This is a genomic window from Microcella alkalica (assembly GCF_014595885.1).
GTDB classification, from domain to species: Bacteria; Actinomycetota; Actinomycetes; order Actinomycetales; family Microbacteriaceae; genus Microcella; species Microcella alkaliphila_B.
On sequence record NZ_JABUKC010000001.1, the window covers coordinates 299,268 to 315,198 of the forward strand.

General features: G+C 73.2%; 13 protein-coding genes. 10 read left to right on the forward strand and 3 right to left on the reverse strand.

Annotated features, from left to right (window positions below):
* Nucleotides 1–4 precede the first annotated feature (4 nt).
* The gene (sucD, locus tag ID804_RS01470) at nt 5–907 is read left to right on the forward strand and encodes a succinate--CoA ligase subunit alpha (RefSeq protein WP_169077188.1); all 903 of its coding nucleotides are present in this window, start codon (nt 5–7) and stop codon (nt 905–907) included.
* A 64-nt stretch (nt 908–971) separates the two neighbouring features.
* Here the strand turns inward: sucD and ID804_RS01475 are convergent, their stop codons facing one another.
* The 3 genes from ID804_RS01475 to ID804_RS01485 all read right to left on the reverse strand — a co-directional run bounded on the left by ID804_RS01475 (nt 972) and on the right by ID804_RS01485 (nt 3,099).
* On the reverse strand, nt 972–1,628 hold the full coding sequence (locus ID804_RS01475; RefSeq protein ID WP_223158881.1) for a DUF4166 domain-containing protein: 657 nt from the start codon (nt 1,626–1,628) through the stop codon (nt 972–974).
* Nucleotides 1,629–1,690: 62 nt separating this feature from the next.
* Nucleotides 1,691–2,302 carry an SRPBCC family protein gene (locus ID804_RS01480; RefSeq protein ID WP_317451131.1) on the reverse strand — a complete coding sequence of 204 codons (612 nt, stop codon included), beginning with the start codon at nt 2,300–2,302 and terminating at the stop codon, nt 1,691–1,693.
* Nucleotides 2,303–2,328: 26 nt separating this feature from the next.
* Nucleotides 2,329–3,099, reverse strand: a complete 771-nt coding sequence (locus ID804_RS01485) for an IclR family transcriptional regulator (protein WP_169077190.1) — start codon at nt 3,097–3,099, stop codon at nt 2,329–2,331.
* 196 nt (nt 3,100–3,295) lie between these two features.
* Between ID804_RS01485 and ID804_RS01490 the strand changes: the two genes are divergently transcribed.
* The 9 genes from ID804_RS01490 (at nt 3,296) to ID804_RS01530 (ending at nt 15,822) form a co-directional block, all read left to right on the forward strand.
* A complete protein-coding gene (locus ID804_RS01490; RefSeq protein WP_169077191.1) occupies nt 3,296–4,063 on the forward strand; it encodes an MIP/aquaporin family protein in 768 nt (255 codons plus the stop codon).
* Complete coding sequence (gene dhaK, locus ID804_RS01495) at nt 4,060–5,058, forward strand: dihydroxyacetone kinase subunit DhaK (protein WP_169077192.1); 999 nt, start codon at nt 4,060–4,062, stop codon at nt 5,056–5,058. The genes ID804_RS01490 and dhaK overlap by 4 nt, the downstream gene beginning before the upstream one ends.
* 77 nt (nt 5,059–5,135) lie before the next feature.
* Nucleotides 5,136–5,780, forward strand: a complete 645-nt coding sequence (gene dhaL, locus ID804_RS01500; RefSeq protein WP_169077193.1) for a dihydroxyacetone kinase subunit DhaL — start codon at nt 5,136–5,138, stop codon at nt 5,778–5,780.
* Nucleotides 5,777–8,332 carry a phosphoenolpyruvate--protein phosphotransferase gene (ptsP, locus tag ID804_RS01505; protein ID WP_169077194.1) on the forward strand — a complete coding sequence of 852 codons (2,556 nt, stop codon included), beginning with the start codon at nt 5,777–5,779 and terminating at the stop codon, nt 8,330–8,332. The genes dhaL and ptsP overlap by 4 nt, the downstream gene beginning before the upstream one ends.
* 56 nt (nt 8,333–8,388) lie before the next feature.
* On the forward strand, nt 8,389–9,636 hold the full coding sequence (locus ID804_RS01510) for a cell division protein PerM (protein WP_169077195.1): 1,248 nt from the start codon (nt 8,389–8,391) through the stop codon (nt 9,634–9,636).
* Between the two features lie 9 nt (nt 9,637–9,645).
* The gene (gene purN, locus ID804_RS01515) at nt 9,646–10,230 is read left to right on the forward strand and encodes a phosphoribosylglycinamide formyltransferase (RefSeq protein WP_169077196.1); all 585 of its coding nucleotides are present in this window, start codon (nt 9,646–9,648) and stop codon (nt 10,228–10,230) included.
* A gap of 40 nt (nt 10,231–10,270) precedes the next feature.
* Complete coding sequence (gene purH, locus ID804_RS01520; RefSeq protein ID WP_169077197.1) at nt 10,271–11,866, forward strand: bifunctional phosphoribosylaminoimidazolecarboxamide formyltransferase/IMP cyclohydrolase; 1,596 nt, start codon at nt 10,271–10,273, stop codon at nt 11,864–11,866.
* A gap of 222 nt (nt 11,867–12,088) precedes the next feature.
* Nucleotides 12,089–14,008, forward strand: coding sequence for an ABC transporter ATP-binding protein (locus ID804_RS01525; protein WP_169077198.1), 1,920 nt, complete (start codon nt 12,089–12,091; stop codon nt 14,006–14,008).
* Nucleotides 14,005–15,822 (forward strand): ABC transporter ATP-binding protein, encoded by a 1,818-nt coding sequence (locus ID804_RS01530; RefSeq protein ID WP_169077199.1) that lies wholly within the window; start codon nt 14,005–14,007, stop codon nt 15,820–15,822. The genes ID804_RS01525 and ID804_RS01530 overlap by 4 nt, the downstream gene beginning before the upstream one ends.
* The last annotated feature ends 109 nt before the right edge of the window (nt 15,823–15,931 follow it).

The window sequence follows — 15,931 nt, forward strand, 5'->3', positions numbered from 1 at the left end:
CGACATGTCGATCTTCCTGAACAAGGATTCCAAGGTCATCGTCCAGGGCATCACCGGCGGCGAGGGCACCAAGCACACCGCACTCATGCTCAAGGCGGGTACGCAGGTCGTCGGCGGCGTCAACGCACGCAAGGCCGGCACGACCGTGACGCACGCCGCGGCCGACGGCTCGAGCGTCGAGCTGCCGGTCTTCGGCACGGTGGCCGAGGCGATGGCCGCCACGGGCGCCGACGTCTCGATCGCCTTCGTGCCGCCGGCGTTCGCGAAGGACGCCGCGATCGAGGCCATCGACGCGGGCATCCCGCTGCTCGTCATCATCACCGAGGGCATCCCGGTGCTCGACTCGGCCGAGCTGTGGGCGCACGCCAAGGCGAAGGGCGGCGCGACGCGCATCATCGGCCCGAACTGCCCCGGCATCATCACGCCCGGTGAGGCGCTCGTCGGCATCACGCCCGCGACGATCACCGGCAAGGGCCCGATCGGCCTCGTGTCGAAGTCGGGCACCCTGACCTACCAGATGATGTACGAGCTGCGTGACCTGGGCTTCTCGACCGCCATCGGCATCGGCGGCGACCCCATCATCGGCACGACCCACATCGACGCCCTCGCGGCGTTCGAGGCCGACCCCGAGACGAAGGCGATCGTCATGATCGGCGAGATCGGCGGCGACGCCGAGGAGCGGGCGGCCGACTTCATCAAGGCCAACGTCACGAAGCCGGTCGTCGGCTACGTCGCCGGGTTCACCGCCCCCGAGGGCAAGACGATGGGCCACGCCGGCGCGATCGTTTCCGGCTCGGCCGGCACGGCGCAGGCCAAGAAGGAGGCCCTCGAGGCTGCCGGCGTCAAGGTCGGCAAGACGCCGAGCGAGGCCGCCGCCCTCATGCGCGAGATCATCGCCGGGCTCTAGCGAGCATCCGCACCATCGACGGGCCCGTCGCTCTTCGTGAGCGGCGGGGCCGTTCGCGTGGACGCTACTCCCGACGCTCGTGTTGCACGGGCAGAACGTGCGCGGGAGGGCCGTCGCCCGCCGGCGGGAACTCGCATCGGAACCGGCCCTCGTAGCCGAACAGGAACCCGAAGAGTCGGTTCCGCACCTCGAGCCGGATGACGTACTCGCCCGCGTCGTCGTCAAACGACTCGCGCAGGTCGGCGCGGCCCGAGAACAGCATCGGGAAGCGGAACGAAAGCGGCCCGGCGTGGAAGCGCTGGGCATCCGAGGTGAGGTGCAGCGAGCCGTCGGGCTCGGCGGCCAGGTGCAGGTCGACCGCGAGGTGCTGGTGCGTGCCGAGGTAGTCGACGATCCGCCCGTCGCGGCCCCGGATCATCGTCGCGTCAAAGCGCCCCGGGCGCGCGCGATCGGGGTAGGCGAAGGTGCGCACGAACGTTACGGTCTCGCGGCCGAAGGGGTCGCGGTACGGGTGGTTCTCCACCGTGAAGGGCACGGACTCGCCCGGGAACGGCGCGAGGATGTTCCGGATGCGGCCCAGGTGCAGGAACGGCACGGTCCACCATGGCCCGCGGCAGATGCGCGTCATGACGCCGCGACCGACGCACGCGTAGCCGGCCGCGAGGCTCACCCCGAAGCGTCGTTGCAGCATCGGGTGGAGTCGCTCGAAGTCAGCACCCATCGCTGCGGCGAACATGCTGCGGGCCGCGAGTGGGGAGGGGACGGCAGTGGCATCGACCTCGGTCACGGTGCCGCCAGGGCGGCGAGCGTGCGCGGAGCATCCGTCATCGCATGCGGTCTGCCGATGCTCCAGACGCAATCGGATGCCCGCGGGCGGTCTCGCCGTGGGTCGAGCAGTGCCCGCCAGACCGGCCAGCGCTCGGGCGGCTCGTCCCGCTCGGCCCATCGCCGCAGCCGCGCGAAGCTCGCGGCGGTGAGCCACGCGACGACGGGTCGCACGGCGCGATCGAGCAGGGCGCCCCAGCCGGGCGCGTAGTCGAAGCCCGTGATGAAGCGCGTGCCGCCCTCGACGGGCTCGTAGCGCCAGTAGCCGCGGCCGTCGCGCAGCGGCGACCGGCGGTCGTCGGTCGTGAAGCGCAGGGCAGAGGTGCGTGCGCCGCCGGCGCCCTCGCGCGTGCCGAGGGCGATGCCGGTGCCGCGGATGGTGAGCCCGAGCATCCCTCGCTCGTACCGGAACCTGCACGGCGCGTCGTCGCCCGGCGCGCTCTCGATCGGCGTGATGCGGCTGAAGCGGGCGTCCCAGCGGGTGTGGAGCGAGGGCTCCTGCGTGAGGCGCCAGACCGTCTCGAGGTCAGCGGCGATCACGATCTCGACACGGATCGGACGATCGCTCACGTGCACAGTGTGGCACGCCGCGCGCGTCAGTCGTCGTCGCGCGGGCTGACCGCGGGGGGCCAGCTCGTGAAGCCGAGCTCGCGCGAGATGTTGCGCGCGGTCTCGCGCAGGTCGTTCAGCACGCCGGCCTCGGGCGGCCACTCGCTCGAGGGCATGACCACCGAGACGGCGGCGATGACGGTGCCGCTGCGGTCGGCGACGGGCACGGCGACCGACGACTCGCCGAGCACGGCCTCGTCCTCCTCGAAGGCGAGGGCCCGCTCGACGATCTGCGCGAACTGCACGCGCAGCGCGGCCGGGTCGGTGATGGTGTCGCCGGTGAGGCTGCGCAGCGGAGTCGCGAGCAGCGCGTCGGCCGCCGAGGGGTGGTAGGCGAGCAGCACCTTGCCGAGGGCGGAGGCGTGCGAGGGGATCGTGAGGCCCGTCTCGAGCATCTGCTGGCTGCCGTCGGGTCGACGGTTGTGGTGGATGATGATGACCTCGTCGAACAGTTCGGCGCCGAGGCGGGCGGAGAGGCCGGTGCGGCGGGCGAGCTCCTGGGTCCAGCGCATCGCGCGGGCGCGCACGTCGAGGGTGTCGAGGTAGACGTTCGACAGCTTCAGCAGGGCAGGGCCGAGCATGTAGCGCTGACCACCCGGCTCCTTCGCGACGAGCCCGTGCGCCTGCAGCGACTTCACGATGCCGTGCACCGTCGATGGCGGCAGCTCGAGGATGCCCGCGAGCTCGGTGATGCCGAGGTGCCGGGCGCCCTGCAGCGAGGTGAGCACGCGGGCCGCGCGGTCGATCGCCTGGATCACGGGAACCTCCTCGGTCGTCGCCCCATTATGCGGGGCGCGGGGCCCGGCATGCGCGATGGTCGCAGATGGTGCGCCTTCACTCTTGACAGGAGCCCAGCATCCGTTGCATATTCGACATTGTCGAAAAGCGTTCCAGAATCTGACGCGCTGGGCGACCCCCCGCCCGCTCGATATCCGCATGTTCGAAGGAGCACATATGGATGTCAATCGCCCGTGGCAGAAGCTCGCCGCGGAGTTCCTCGGCACCGCCTTCCTCGTCTTCGTCGGGGTCGGATCGGTGCCCGCCACGCTCATCGTGAACGGTGACGCGCCGTTCACGATGGCCGACCTGGGCATGATCTCGCTCGCGTTCGGCACGATCGTCGTCGTCACCGTCTACGTGTTCGGCTACATCTCGGGCAACCACATCAACCCGGCCGTCACGATCGCGCTCGCGGTGAGCGGCAGATTCCCGTGGCGCGAGGTGCCCGCCTACCTCGCGGCGCAGCTGCTCGGGGCGATCGCCGGATCGCTGGCCATCGTTGGCGTGCTCGGCATGCGCGCGAGCGAGGTCGGCCTCGGCGTCGCCGCCTACGACGCGGCGACCGTGCCGTGGTACCAGGCGTTCTTCGCCGAGCTCGTCGGCACCTTCCTGCTGGTGTTCGCGGTCTTCGGCGTCATCTACCGTCGCGCCGCACCCGGCTGGGCGGGGCTCGCGATCGGGTTCGTGGTGTTCGCCGCGATCATTCCGGTCGCGCCCACGACCGGCGCCTCGATCAATCCCGCACGCACGACCGGCCCGATGCTCGTGCAGCAGCTGCTCGGCGGCGAGGTCGCCTGGGAGCAGTGGCCGGTCTACGTCGGCGCCGAGCTGCTCGGCGGTGTGCTCGCGGCTGTGGTGTTCGCTGTGATGGCTCACACCCAGTCGGATAAGACTGGCCTCCAGGACACCCTTGCGAAGAAGGAAGGAACCCTCTCGTCATGAAGAAGCTCATCAACGACCCCGATCGGGTGCTCGCCGACGCCCTGCGCGGCATCGAGCTCGCCCACCCCGACCTGCGCGTCGACCACGCCAACCGCATCATCTACCGCGCCACCCCGAAGGATCATGGCACCGTCGCCCTGGTCAGCGGCGGCGGCTCCGGCCACGAGCCCCTGCACGGCGGCTTCGTCGGGTTCGGGATGCTCGACGCGGCCTGCGCGGGCGAGGTGTTCACCTCGCCGACGCCCGACCAGATGCAGGAGGCGACGAAGACCGTCGACCGCGGCGCGGGCGTGCTGCACATCGTGAAGAACTACACCGGCGACGTCATGAACTTCGAGATGGCCGCCGAGCTCGCCGCGATGGAGGCGAGCGTGGAGGTGCGCACGGTCGTCGTCAACGACGACGTCGCCGTGCAGGACTCGCTCTACACGGCCGGTCGTCGCGGCGTCGGCCTCACGGTGCTGCTCGAGAAGCTCGTCGGCGCGGCCGCCGAGCAGGGCCGCGACCTCGACGAGTTAGTCGCGCTCGCCGAGAAGGTCAACGCCGAGGGGCGGTCGATGGGCATGGCGCTCACGAGCTGCACGGTGCCGGCCGCCGGCAAGCCGACGTTCGACCTGCCCGAGGATCAGATGGAGATCGGCATCGGCATCCACGGCGAGCCCGGTCGGCACCGCGTGCCGCTCGCGAGCGCCAAGGAGATCGCCGAGATGCTCGTCGAGCCGATCCTCGGCGACCTGTCGTTCGGCGACGCCCCGACGATCGTCATGCTCAACGGCATGGGCGGCACGCCGCTCATCGAGCTGTACCTCATGTACGGCGAGGTGGCGGGCATCCTCGAGCGGCACGGCGTGACCGTCGCCCGCAGCCTCGTCGGCAACTACATCACCTCGCTCGACATGGCCGGATGCTCGGTCACGGTGCTGCGCGCCGACGACGAGCTGGTCTCGCTGTGGGACGCCCCCGTGGAGACCAGCGGCCTGCGCTGGGGCCGCTAGACCGAGAGCGCCGCCGCGACCACCCGTATTCCGCACCGCCCGCCACCCCGGCGACGACGCCGAGACTGAGGAGCACCATGAGCACCACCGACACCCTGACGATGCCGGCCTTCACCGCCTGGCTGGCCGCCTTCCGCGACCGGGTCACTGAGCAGCGGTCGTACCTGACCGAGCTCGACTCGGCGATCGGCGACGCCGATCACGGCGCCAACATGGCGCGAGGCATGGCCGCCGTCATGGAGAAGGTGGAGGCCGCCGCGCCCCCGACCGCCGACGAGCTGTTCAAGACGGTGGGCATGACCCTCGTCACGTCGGTGGGCGGGGCGAGCGGCCCGCTCTACGGCACGTTCTTCCTGCGGTTCGGCATGGCCGCCGGAGCGGTGACGGAATGCGATGCGGCGGCGCTCTCCACCGCCCTGCGCGCGGGCCTCGACGGCGTCGTGGCGCGCGGCAAGGCCGAGGCCGGCGACAAGACGATGTTCGACGCGCTCGCCCCGGCCCTCGAGGCGATGGATGCGGCGGTCGCCTCGGGCGCGTCGCTCGCCGAGGCGACGGCGGCGGCCCGCGATGCCGCCGCAGCGGGTCGCGATGCGACCGAGCCGCTCGTGGCCCGCAAGGGTCGCGCGAGCTACCTCGGCGAGCGCAGCGCCGGCCACCTCGACCCCGGGGCGACGTCGGCCGCCCTGCTCATGGAGGCCCTCGCGGAGGTCGCGGCATCGTGAGCGCACCCACGCGCGTCGGCATCGTCGCGGTCTCGCACAGCCGCCCGCTCGCCGAGGCGGCGACGGCGCTCGCGCTCGAGATGGTCGCCGGCGATCCGCCGCCGATCGCGATCGCGGCCGGCACCGACGACGGTCGTACGGGCACCGACGCGGTGCGCGTCGCCGAGGCGATCGGCGAGGCGGCCGCGGGCGGGGGCGGGGTGCTCGTGCTCATGGATCTCGGCTCGGCCGTGCTGAGCGCCGAGATGGCGCTCGAGTTCGTCGCCGACCCGCCGCCGGTGCGGCTGGTCGCGGCGCCGTTCGTCGAGGGGCTGCTCGCGGCGGTCGTGCGAGCCGCGGGCGGCGCCGACCTGGACACGGTCGCCATTGAGGCGCTCGGCGCGCTGCGTCCGAAGCGCGAGCAGCTCGACGACGCGGCCCCCGACGATGCGGCGCCGCCTGCTTCCGGGGCGGCGGATGCTCCGCCCACCCCGTCCGCGCCGGTCGCCGACGGCATGCCCGCCCCCGCGATCGCGGAGGCCACCGTGCGCAACGTGGCAGGCCTGCACGCCCGCCCCGCCGCCGATCTCGCCCAGCTCGTCATGGCCTCCGGTGCCGCGATCACGTTCGCGACCCCGAGCCGAGGTCCGGTCGACGCGTCGAGCCCGATCGGCATCGCGACCCTCGGCGCGGGCCCGGGCACGGTCGTGCGCATCGCGGGCAGCGGGCCGCAGGCGGCCGCGACGGTGGAGGCGCTGCGAGCGCTCATCGACTCGGGCTTCGGCGAGGAGCTCGCGCCGGGGCTCGAGGGCGAGGGCGCCGGCGCCGCGACGGGCGCGGGGGAGGCGAGCGGGGCATCCGCCGCCGCTGTCGCCGCGCCGGCGACGCCCGCCGCGGCCGCGACGCCCGCCCCTGCCCGCCCGACGAGCACCGCGAAGCCCATCGGGGTGAGCGGCGGCCGCGTGGTCGGCCCCATCGCCGTGCTCGTGCACGCCGCCGACGAGCCCGACGCCGCCGCGCGCGTGCCCGAGGCCGAGCGCGCCGACGCCCGCGCCCGGCTGCGGGAGGCGATGCTTGCGATCGCGGGCGAGCTGCAGCAGCGCGCCGACCGGGTGAGCGGCCAGCGCCGCGACGTGCTGCGCGCGACCGCCGCGATCGCCGCCGACCCGGCCCTGCACCGCGCCGCTGAGGCGCTCGTGCGCGACGACGGGCTCACGCCCGAGCGCGCCGTGTGGGTCGAGCTCGAGCGCACGGTCGCCCAGTACCGCGAGCTCGGCGGCCGCATGGCCGAGCGCGCCACCGACCTGCGCGACGTGCGCGACCGCATCATCGCGCGGCTGCGCGGCGTCGAGCCTCCGGGGGTGCCGGAGCGCGAGCATCCGTTCGTGCTCGTCGCCGACGACCTCGCGCCGGTCGACACGGTCGGGCTCGACCCGGACCGCTGCCTCGCGATCGTCACCGAGCAGGGCGGGCCCACCTCGCACACGGCGATCCTCGCGCGCGAGCTGGGCATCCCGGCGATCGTCGGCGCGACGGGCGCCACGGCGCTGGCCGATGGCACGGTCGTGCTCGTCGACGGCGACACGGGCGAGCTCGTCGAGCGCCCCGACGAGCGCGCGCAGGCGACGGCGACGGGCGTCATCACGCTGCCGCCCTTCGTCGGCCCCGGGCAGACGGCCGACGGCCACCGCGTCGTGCTCGGGGCGAACGTCGGGGCGCCGCGCGACATCCGCCGCGCCGTCGAGCGCGGGGCGGAGGGCGTTGGCCTGTTCCGCACCGAGTTCTGCTTCCTCGACCGGGTGACGGCGCCGAGCGTCGACGACCAGGTCGCCGCCTACCGCGAGGTGTTCGCCGCGTTCCCCGGCCAGACGGTCGTCGTGCGCACGCTCGACGCGGGCAGCGACAAGCCCCTGCCCTTCCTCACCGCCCTCGACGAGCCGAACCCGGCCCTCGGTGTGCGCGGGTACCGCACGGCCCGTCGCGACCCCGCGGTGCTCGACGACCAGCTGCGCGCGATCGCGATCGCGGCGGCCGCCGAGCGGGCGGATGTCGAGGTCATGGCCCCGATGATCGCCACGGTCGGCGAGGCGGTCGAGTTCGCCGCGCGCGCCCGGGCCGCGGGGCTGGAGCGGGTCGGGCTGACGATCGAGACGCCCTCGGCGGCGCTCGTCGCCGACGAGCTGTGCGCCGCGGTCGACTTCGTCAGCATCGGCACGAACGACCTGTCGCAGTACACGATGGCCGCCGACCGCATGTCGGGCGAGCTCGCCTCGCTCGCCGACGCGTGGCAGCCGGCGGTGCTGCGCTCGATCCGGCTCATCGGCGAGGCCGGTGCGCGCACGGGCACGCCCGTCGGCGTCTGCGGCGAGGCCGCGGCCGATCCGGCGCTCGCGCCGGTGCTCGTCGGGCTGGGCGCGTCGAGCCTGTCGATGGCGGCGCGCGGCATCACCGCGGTCGGTGCGGTGCTGTCGTCGGTGACGCTCGCGCAGTGCCGGGCTGCGGCCGAGGCGGCGTGCGCGGCGGTCGACCCGGCGGCGGCGCGCGCGGCGGCTCGGGAGGCGCTGGCCCGCTGAGCGTCGCCCGCGCGCCCGGGCTGCCGGGTCGCGGCCCGCCGGTAGGCTCGCCCCCGATGAATCGCCGGTCGACCGTCCTCTTCTCCGCGCTCGAGGCGCTGCTGGTCGTCGGCATCGGCATCGGCATCCCGCTCGCGGTGCTCACCGTGATGTGGGCGGTGCAGTTCGGGTTCCAGCTCGACTGGCTCGTCTTCTGGCGGGCATCCGTCGACATCTGGGCGATCGGGCACGGCGCCGACGTGACCTTCACGCTCGACCCGGTGACGGCGACCGCGCTCGGAGCGCTCGGGCCTGACGGCACCCCGGAGCCGTTCCTGTTCTCGCTCGCCCTGCTCGGCTTCGCTGCGCTCACGCTGCTCGCCGGCTGGCAGATGGGCCGGCGCTCGCTCGGTGAGCCGCACCGCGCCCTCGGCGGCGCGGTGGCCGTCGCGGGCATCGTCGTCATCGGCGGGCTCGCGGCGCTGAGCGCGAGCCACCCGGCGGCGCTGCTCTCGCGCTGGCAGACGGCCCTCTTCCCGGCCCTCGTCTTCGCACTCGGCTTCGGCATCGCGTCGCTGCGCGCCCGCGGGCCGTGGCGGGCGCGACTCGACGACGCGATCGACGGGCTGCCGCCGCTCGTGACGGGCGTCGCCGGTGCCGCGGTGCGCGCTGGTCTTGGCAGCGTCGCGACGATCGTCGGCGCCGCGGGCGTCGTCACCGCCGGTGCGCTGCTCGTCGGCTACGGGCAGGTGATCGCCCTGTACGAGAGCGTGCAGGCCGACGTGCTCGGCGGCATCGCGCTGACGCTCGGGCAGCTCGCGCTCGTGCCGACCGCCGTGCTCTGGAGCGCCTCGTGGCTCATCGGCCCCGGCTTCGCCCTCGGCACCGGCTCGGCGATCTCGCCGCTCGGCACGATCGTGGGCCCGCTGCCGGCCATCCCGCTGCTCGGCGCCCTGCCGACGAGCGAGCACAGCCCTGGCCTCGTCGTGGTGCTCGTGCCCGTGCTCGCGGCGTTCGTCGCCGGCATCGCGGTGCGGCCGAGGCTCGTGGCGGCGCTCGGGCCTGAGCGGCGACGGGAGCCCTGGGCGCTCGTGACGGCGCTCGTCGCGGGGGCGCTCGCGGGCATCCTCGCCGCCTTCCTGGCGTGGATCGCGGCGGGCGCGGCCGGCCCGGGACGCCTGGCGACCGTCGGCCCCGACCCGATCGCCGTCGGCCTGTGGATGCTCGCCGAGACGCTCGTCGGCTGCGCCCTCGGGCTGCTCGCCGGCGGGGTGCGGGTGCCGTGGGCCGAGCGGGCGTCCGCTGCTCATCCGCGCACGCCGTAGGCTGGAGGCGTGCTGCGGGTCGTCGTGCTGATCTCGGGCGGCGGGTCGAACCTGCGCGCCCTGCTCGAGGCCTCGGCGCACGCCGACTACCCCGCGCACGTCGTCGCCGTCGGCGCCGACCGCGAGGCCGATGGTCTCGCGCACGCCGAGGCCTTCGGCATCCCGAGCTTCACAGTGCCCTACTCGTCGTTCCCCTCGCGCGAGGCGTGGGGCGAGGAGCTGCTGGCCACCGTGCAGGAGTGGGAGCCGGACCTCGTCGTGCTGAGCGGCCTCATGCGCCTGCTGCCGGCGAGCGTCGTCGACGCCCTCGCGCCGCGCATCATCAACACGCACCCCGCCTACCTGCCAGAGTTCCCGGGCGCGCACGGCGTGCGCGACGCGCTCGCCGCCGGCGTCGAGCAGACCGGGGCGAGCGTCATCGTCGTCGACGCGGGCGTCGACTCGGGGCCGATCCTCGCGCAGGAGCGCGTGCCCGTGCTGCCCGGCGACACCGAGCACAGCCTGCACGAGCGCATCAAGCCCGTCGAGCGGCGCATGCTCATCGACGTCGTGCGCGACATCGCCACGGGCGCGATCGACCTCGACGCGCTCTAGCCCCGAGCATCCACCACCCCACACCACGAGGAGCACCCCCATGGCCGGCCCCGCCCACGACCCCGCCTCGTACCGCCACCGCGACGCCGTTCCCGTGCGCCGCGCGCTCGTCAGCGTGAGCGACAAGACCGGGCTGCTCGAGCTCGCCGCGGCCCTCGCCGGTGCGGGCGTCGAGATCGTGTCGACCGGCTCGACGGCGGCGACGATCGCGGCGGCCGGGCATCCGGTGACCGAGGTCTCGAGCGTCACGGGCTTCCCGGAGGCGCTCGACGGGCGCGTGAAGACTTTGCACCCGAGCGTGCACGCGGGCGTGCTCGCCGACCTGCGCCTGGAGAGCCACGAGCAGCAGCTCGCCGAGCTCGGCATCGCGCCGTTCGACCTCGTGGTCGTGAACCTGTACCCCTTCGTCGAGACCGTCGCGAGCGGCGCGCAGGGCGACGCCGTCGTCGAGCAGATCGACATCGGCGGACCCGCCATGGTGCGCGCCGCGGCGAAGAACCACGCCAACGTCGCGATCATCGTCGACCCGGCCGACTACGTCATGATCGGCAAGGCGCTCACCCTCGGCGGCACGACGCTCGCGCAGCGCCAGCGCTTCGCGGCGAAGGCCTTCGCGCACACCGCCGCCTACGACACGGCCGTCGCCGCGTGGTTCGCCGACACCCTCGGGGTGCGCGCCGAGCACCCCGCGCACGACGGCAGCCCCTCGACCGTCGACGTGCACGCGACGCTGCAGCAGGTGCTGCGCTACGGCGAGAACAGCCACCAGACCGCCGCGCTGTACCGCGTCGACGGCCACCAGGGCATCGCGCACGCGCGCCAGCTGCACGGCAAGGAGATGTCGTACAACAACTTCGTGGATGCCGATGCTGCTGTGCGCGCCGCGTACGACCACGAGGCTGCCGCCGTCGCGATCATCAAGCACGCAAACCCCTGCGGCATCGCCGTCGGCACCACGATCGCCGAGGCCCACGCGGCCGCTCACGCGTGCGACCCCGTGTCGGCCTTCGGCGGCGTCATCGCCGCCAACCGCGTCATCACGGCCGAGGCCGCCGCATCGATCGCACCGATCTTCACCGAGGTCGTCGTCGCGCCCGGCTTCGAGCCCGAGGCGCTCGAGCTGCTGATGGAGAAGAAGAACATCCGCCTGCTCGAGCTGCCCGCCGGCTTCGCCGTGCCCGAGGTCGAGCTGCGCCAGGTGAGCGGCGGGCTGCTGCGGCAGCAGGCCGACCGCCACTTCGCGGCCGCCGCCGACTGGACGCTCGTGAGCGGCGAGCCCGCCGATGAGGCGACCCTCGCCGACCTCGCGTTCGCGTGGCGGGCGTGCCGCGCGGTGAAGTCGAACGCCATCCTGCTCGCCTCGGGCGGGGCGTCCGTCGGCGTCGGCATGGGCCAGGTCAACCGCGTCGACTCGTGCCACCTCGCCGTGACGCGCGCGGGGGAGCGGGCGCGCAGCTCGGTCGCCGCGAGCGACGCGTTCTTCCCCTTCGCCGACGGTCTGCAGGTGCTGATCGACGCGGGCGTGCGCGCCGTCGTGCAGCCCGGAGGCTCGGTGCGCGACGAGGAGGTCATCGCGGCGGCGCAGGCGGCCGGCGTGACGATGTACCTCACGGGCGAGCGGCACTTCTTCCACTAGAGGCCGGCACCGCGAACGACCGCGGGTGCGGTCGCGCACCCGGTGTCGACAACTCCTCGCGGGCGGGTCTAGGCTGAAAGGCTCTGCTGCGACGCGGCCACCTCGGCCGCGATCGCGGCGCAGCGCTCACCAGCAGCCACCAGCATCCGCCACCGCACGCGGCATCCGCCGCGTCGATGCGCGCCCCGTCACGAGCGGAGCGCGCCGCCTCGAGGACCCACCATGTCGACGACGCAGCACGACCGACCCCGCCTGAGCACGGCCGCGGCCATCGCGCGCCTGTACCCGTACGCGAAGCCGGCGATGCCGCGCATCTACCTCGGCATGGTCGCGGCGCTGCTCGCCGGCGTCGTCGCGCTCGCGATCCCGCTCGTGCTGCAGCAGCTCGTCGACGGGCCGCTGTCGTCGGGCGACGCCACGCTCGTCGGGCCCGCCGTGGTGATCGTGCTTGTGCTCGGCGTGCTCGAGGCCGTCATGATCGCGCTGCGGCGCTGGTTCGTGCTCACGCCCGGCACCCACGTCGAGGCGCGCATGCGCAACGCGCTCTACGCCAAGCTGCAGGATCTGCCCGTCGCCTTCCACGACCGCTGGCAGTCGGGGCAGTTGCTGTCGCGCGCCGTGAGCGACCTCAACCTCATCCGCCGCTGGCTGTCGTTCGGCCTCGTGCTGCTCGTCGTCAACGCGGTGACGATCGTCATCGGCTTCGGCGTGCTCGTGTACTGGAACCTCTGGCTGGGCCTGCTGTTCCTCGTCTGCTCGATCCCGCTGTGGGTCTACGGCTACCTGTTCGAGCAGAAGTACTCGGTCATCGCCCGCCGCGCGCAGGATCAGCAGGGCGACCTCGCCACCGCGGTGGAGGAGAGCGTGCACGGCATCCGCGTGCTCAAGGCCTTCGGCCGCGGCAAGCACTCGCTGCTGAAGTTCGCCGACCAGGCCGAGCTGCTGCGCGCCACCGAGATCGAGAAGGCGCGCGCGATCGCGGGCATCTGGTTCTGGCTCATCCTGATCCCCGACGTCGCCTTCGCCCTGTGCCTGCTCGGCGGTGTCGCGCTCGGTGCCGCGGGGCAGCTGACGCCGGGCGAGCTCGTGGCCTTCTTCGCCACCGCGACGGTGCTGCGCTTCCCCGTCGAGTCGATCGGGTTCCTGCTTGCCATGACGTACGACACGCGCTCGGCGGCCGACCGCTTCTTCGAGGTCATGGACGAGACCAACGCGATCGTCGACCCCGAGCATCCGGTGACGATCACGGCGCCCGTGGGGCGGCTGACGTTCGAGAACGTGGTGTTCCGGTACCAGGATGCTCCCGCCGACCGCCCCGGAACCCTCGACGGCGTCGACCTCACCCTCGAGCCCGGCGAGACGATGGCGCTCGTCGGTGTCACGGGCAGCGGCAAGACGACGCTCACCGCGCTTGCGACGCGCCTGTACGACGTCAGGAGCGGGCGGGTGCTGCTCGACGGCGTCGACATCCGCGACCTCAGCCGCGAGGAGCTGCGTCGCCACATCGCGATGGCGTTCGAGGACGCCACGCTGTTCTCGACGAGCGTGCGCGAGAACGTGCTGCTCGGCCGTCCCGAGCTGGCCGGTGACGACCCGACCGTGCGCGCCGAGGCCGACCGCGTGCTCGCCGAGGCGCTCGAGATCGCCCAGGCCGACTTCGTGCACCGCCTGCCCGACGGCGTCGACACGACCGTCGGTGAGGAGGGGCTGAGCCTCTCGGGCGGGCAGCGGCAGCGCCTCGCGCTCGCGCGCGCCGTCGCCGCGCGACCCGCGGTGCTCGTGCTCGACGACCCGCTCAGCGCGCTCGACGTCGACACCGAGGCGCTCGTCGAGGCGGCGCTGCGGCGCGTGCTCGCGACCACGACCGGGCTCATCGTCGCCCACCGCCCCTCGACCGTGCAGATGGCCGACCGCGTCGCGCTGCTGCAGGAAGGCCGCATCACCGACGTCGGCACCCACAGCGAGCTGCTGCAGCGCAACGAGCACTACCGCTACGTCATCTCGTCGCTGGAAGACGAGGAGCTCGCCCAGAGCGAGCGCGAAGATCGCGAGCTGCGGCTCGCCGAGGAGGAGGGTCGGCGCCGCGAGGCCGTCGACCGCGAGTCGCGCGTCATCGAGCGCGAGGGGGAGGCGAAGCGATGAGCGGCACGACCGTCTCAGGCGTCTCGGGCGAGGAGCGCGACGACTTCACGAAGGCCGAGTCGCGGCAGATCCGCGCGCGCTCGCTGCGGCTGCTCGGCTCGCTCGTGCGCCCCGTGCGCGGGCGCGTGATCGCGACGATGGGCGTCATCGTGCTCTCGACGGCCCTGCAGGTCGCCGGGCCCGCGCTTATCGCGCTCGGCCTCAACGAGGGCCTGCCGGCGCTGCTCGAGCGCAATGACTGGATGCCCATCGCGCTCATCGTCGGCGCCTACCTGCTCACGGGCGTCGCGGGAGCCTCGCTCATCGCCGTGTTCCAGATCATGTCGGCGCGGCTGAGCCAGGCGATCCTGCTCGACCTGCGCAAGCGCGTCTTCCTGCACACGCAGCGGCTGTCGCTGCAGTTCCACGAGTCGTACACCTCCGGCCGCATCATCGCGCGGCAGACCAGCGACCTCGACTCCATTCGCGAGCTGCTCGACTCGGGGCTCACGCAGCTCGTGTCGGGCGCGCTCTACATGGGCTTCACGGCGGCGGCGCTCGTGCTGCTCGACCCGACCTCGGGGCTCGTGCTCGCGGCCGCGCTCATCCCGCTCGTCGCGCTCACGCGGTGGTTCCAGGTGCGATCGCAGAAGCTCTTCCGGCAGACGCGCGTGGCCTCGGCGCGCCTGATCGTGCAGTTCGTCGAGACGATGACGGGCATCCGCGCGGTGAAGGCGTTCCGCAAGGAGGGGCGCAACGAGCAGCACTTCGGCGAGCTCGTCGAGGACTACCGGCACGCCAACGCGCGCGTCATCCAGGTGTTCGGCATCTTCGACCCGGGGCTCGTGCTCATCGGCAACGTCACCGTCGCCGCCGTGCTGCTGACCGGCGGCTTCCGTGTCATCGACGGCGCGCTGTCGGTGTTCACCCTCCTGAGCGTCGTGCTCTACACCCGCCGCTTCTTCGACCCGGCGGAGGAGATGGCGATGTTCTACAACTCGTACCAGTCGGCCGCCGCGGCGCTGGAGAAGATCTCGGGCGTGCTCGAGGAGCGACCCTCGGTGCCCGACCCGACGACGCCGATCGACCTGTGGAAGGCGCGCGGCGCCGTGCACTTCGACCGCGTGCGGTTCTCGTACAACGACGACACCGTCGTGCTGCCGCGCCTCGAGCTGACCATCCCGGCTGGCCAGACGATCGCGCTCGTCGGCACCACCGGAGCCGGCAAGTCGACGCTCGCCAAGCTCATCGCGCGCTTCTACGACCCCACCGAGGGCGCCGTGACCCTCGACGGCGTCGACCTGCGGAAGCTGCATCCGAAGGATCTGCGCCGCGCGATCGTCATGGTGACGCAGGAGGCCTACCTGTTCTCGGGCACCGTCGCCGACAACATCGCGCTCGGCAAGCCCGACGCGACGCGCGACGAGATCATGGCGGCGGCGAAGGCGGTCGGCGCGCACGACTTCATCGAGTCGCTGCCCGACGGCTACGACACCGACGTCAACAAGCGCGGCGGTCGCGTGTCGGCGGGGCAGCGGCAGCTCATCTCGTTCGCGCGGGCGTTCCTCGCCGACCCGGTCGTGCTGATCCTCGACGAGGCGACCGCCTCGCTCGACATCCCGAGCGAGCGCCTCGTGCAGCGGGGTCTGCAGACCCTGCTCGCCGACCGCACCGCGGTGATCATCGCCCACCGGCTCTCGACGGTCGCGATCGCCGACCGCGTGCTCGTCATGGAGCACGGGCAGATCATCGAGGACGGCACGCCGGAGGAACTCATCGCCGGCACCGGCAAGTTCGCCCAGCTGCACGCCGCCTGGCGCGAGTCGCTCGTGTAGCGCGCGGCGCGGCGGCGTGTTCCGGACGTGCGTTGTGCTCCGGACGTGCGTTGTCGACGTGAGCGTGCGCTTCAGCGCACGGTCACGTCGTCACGGCACGTCCTCCGGG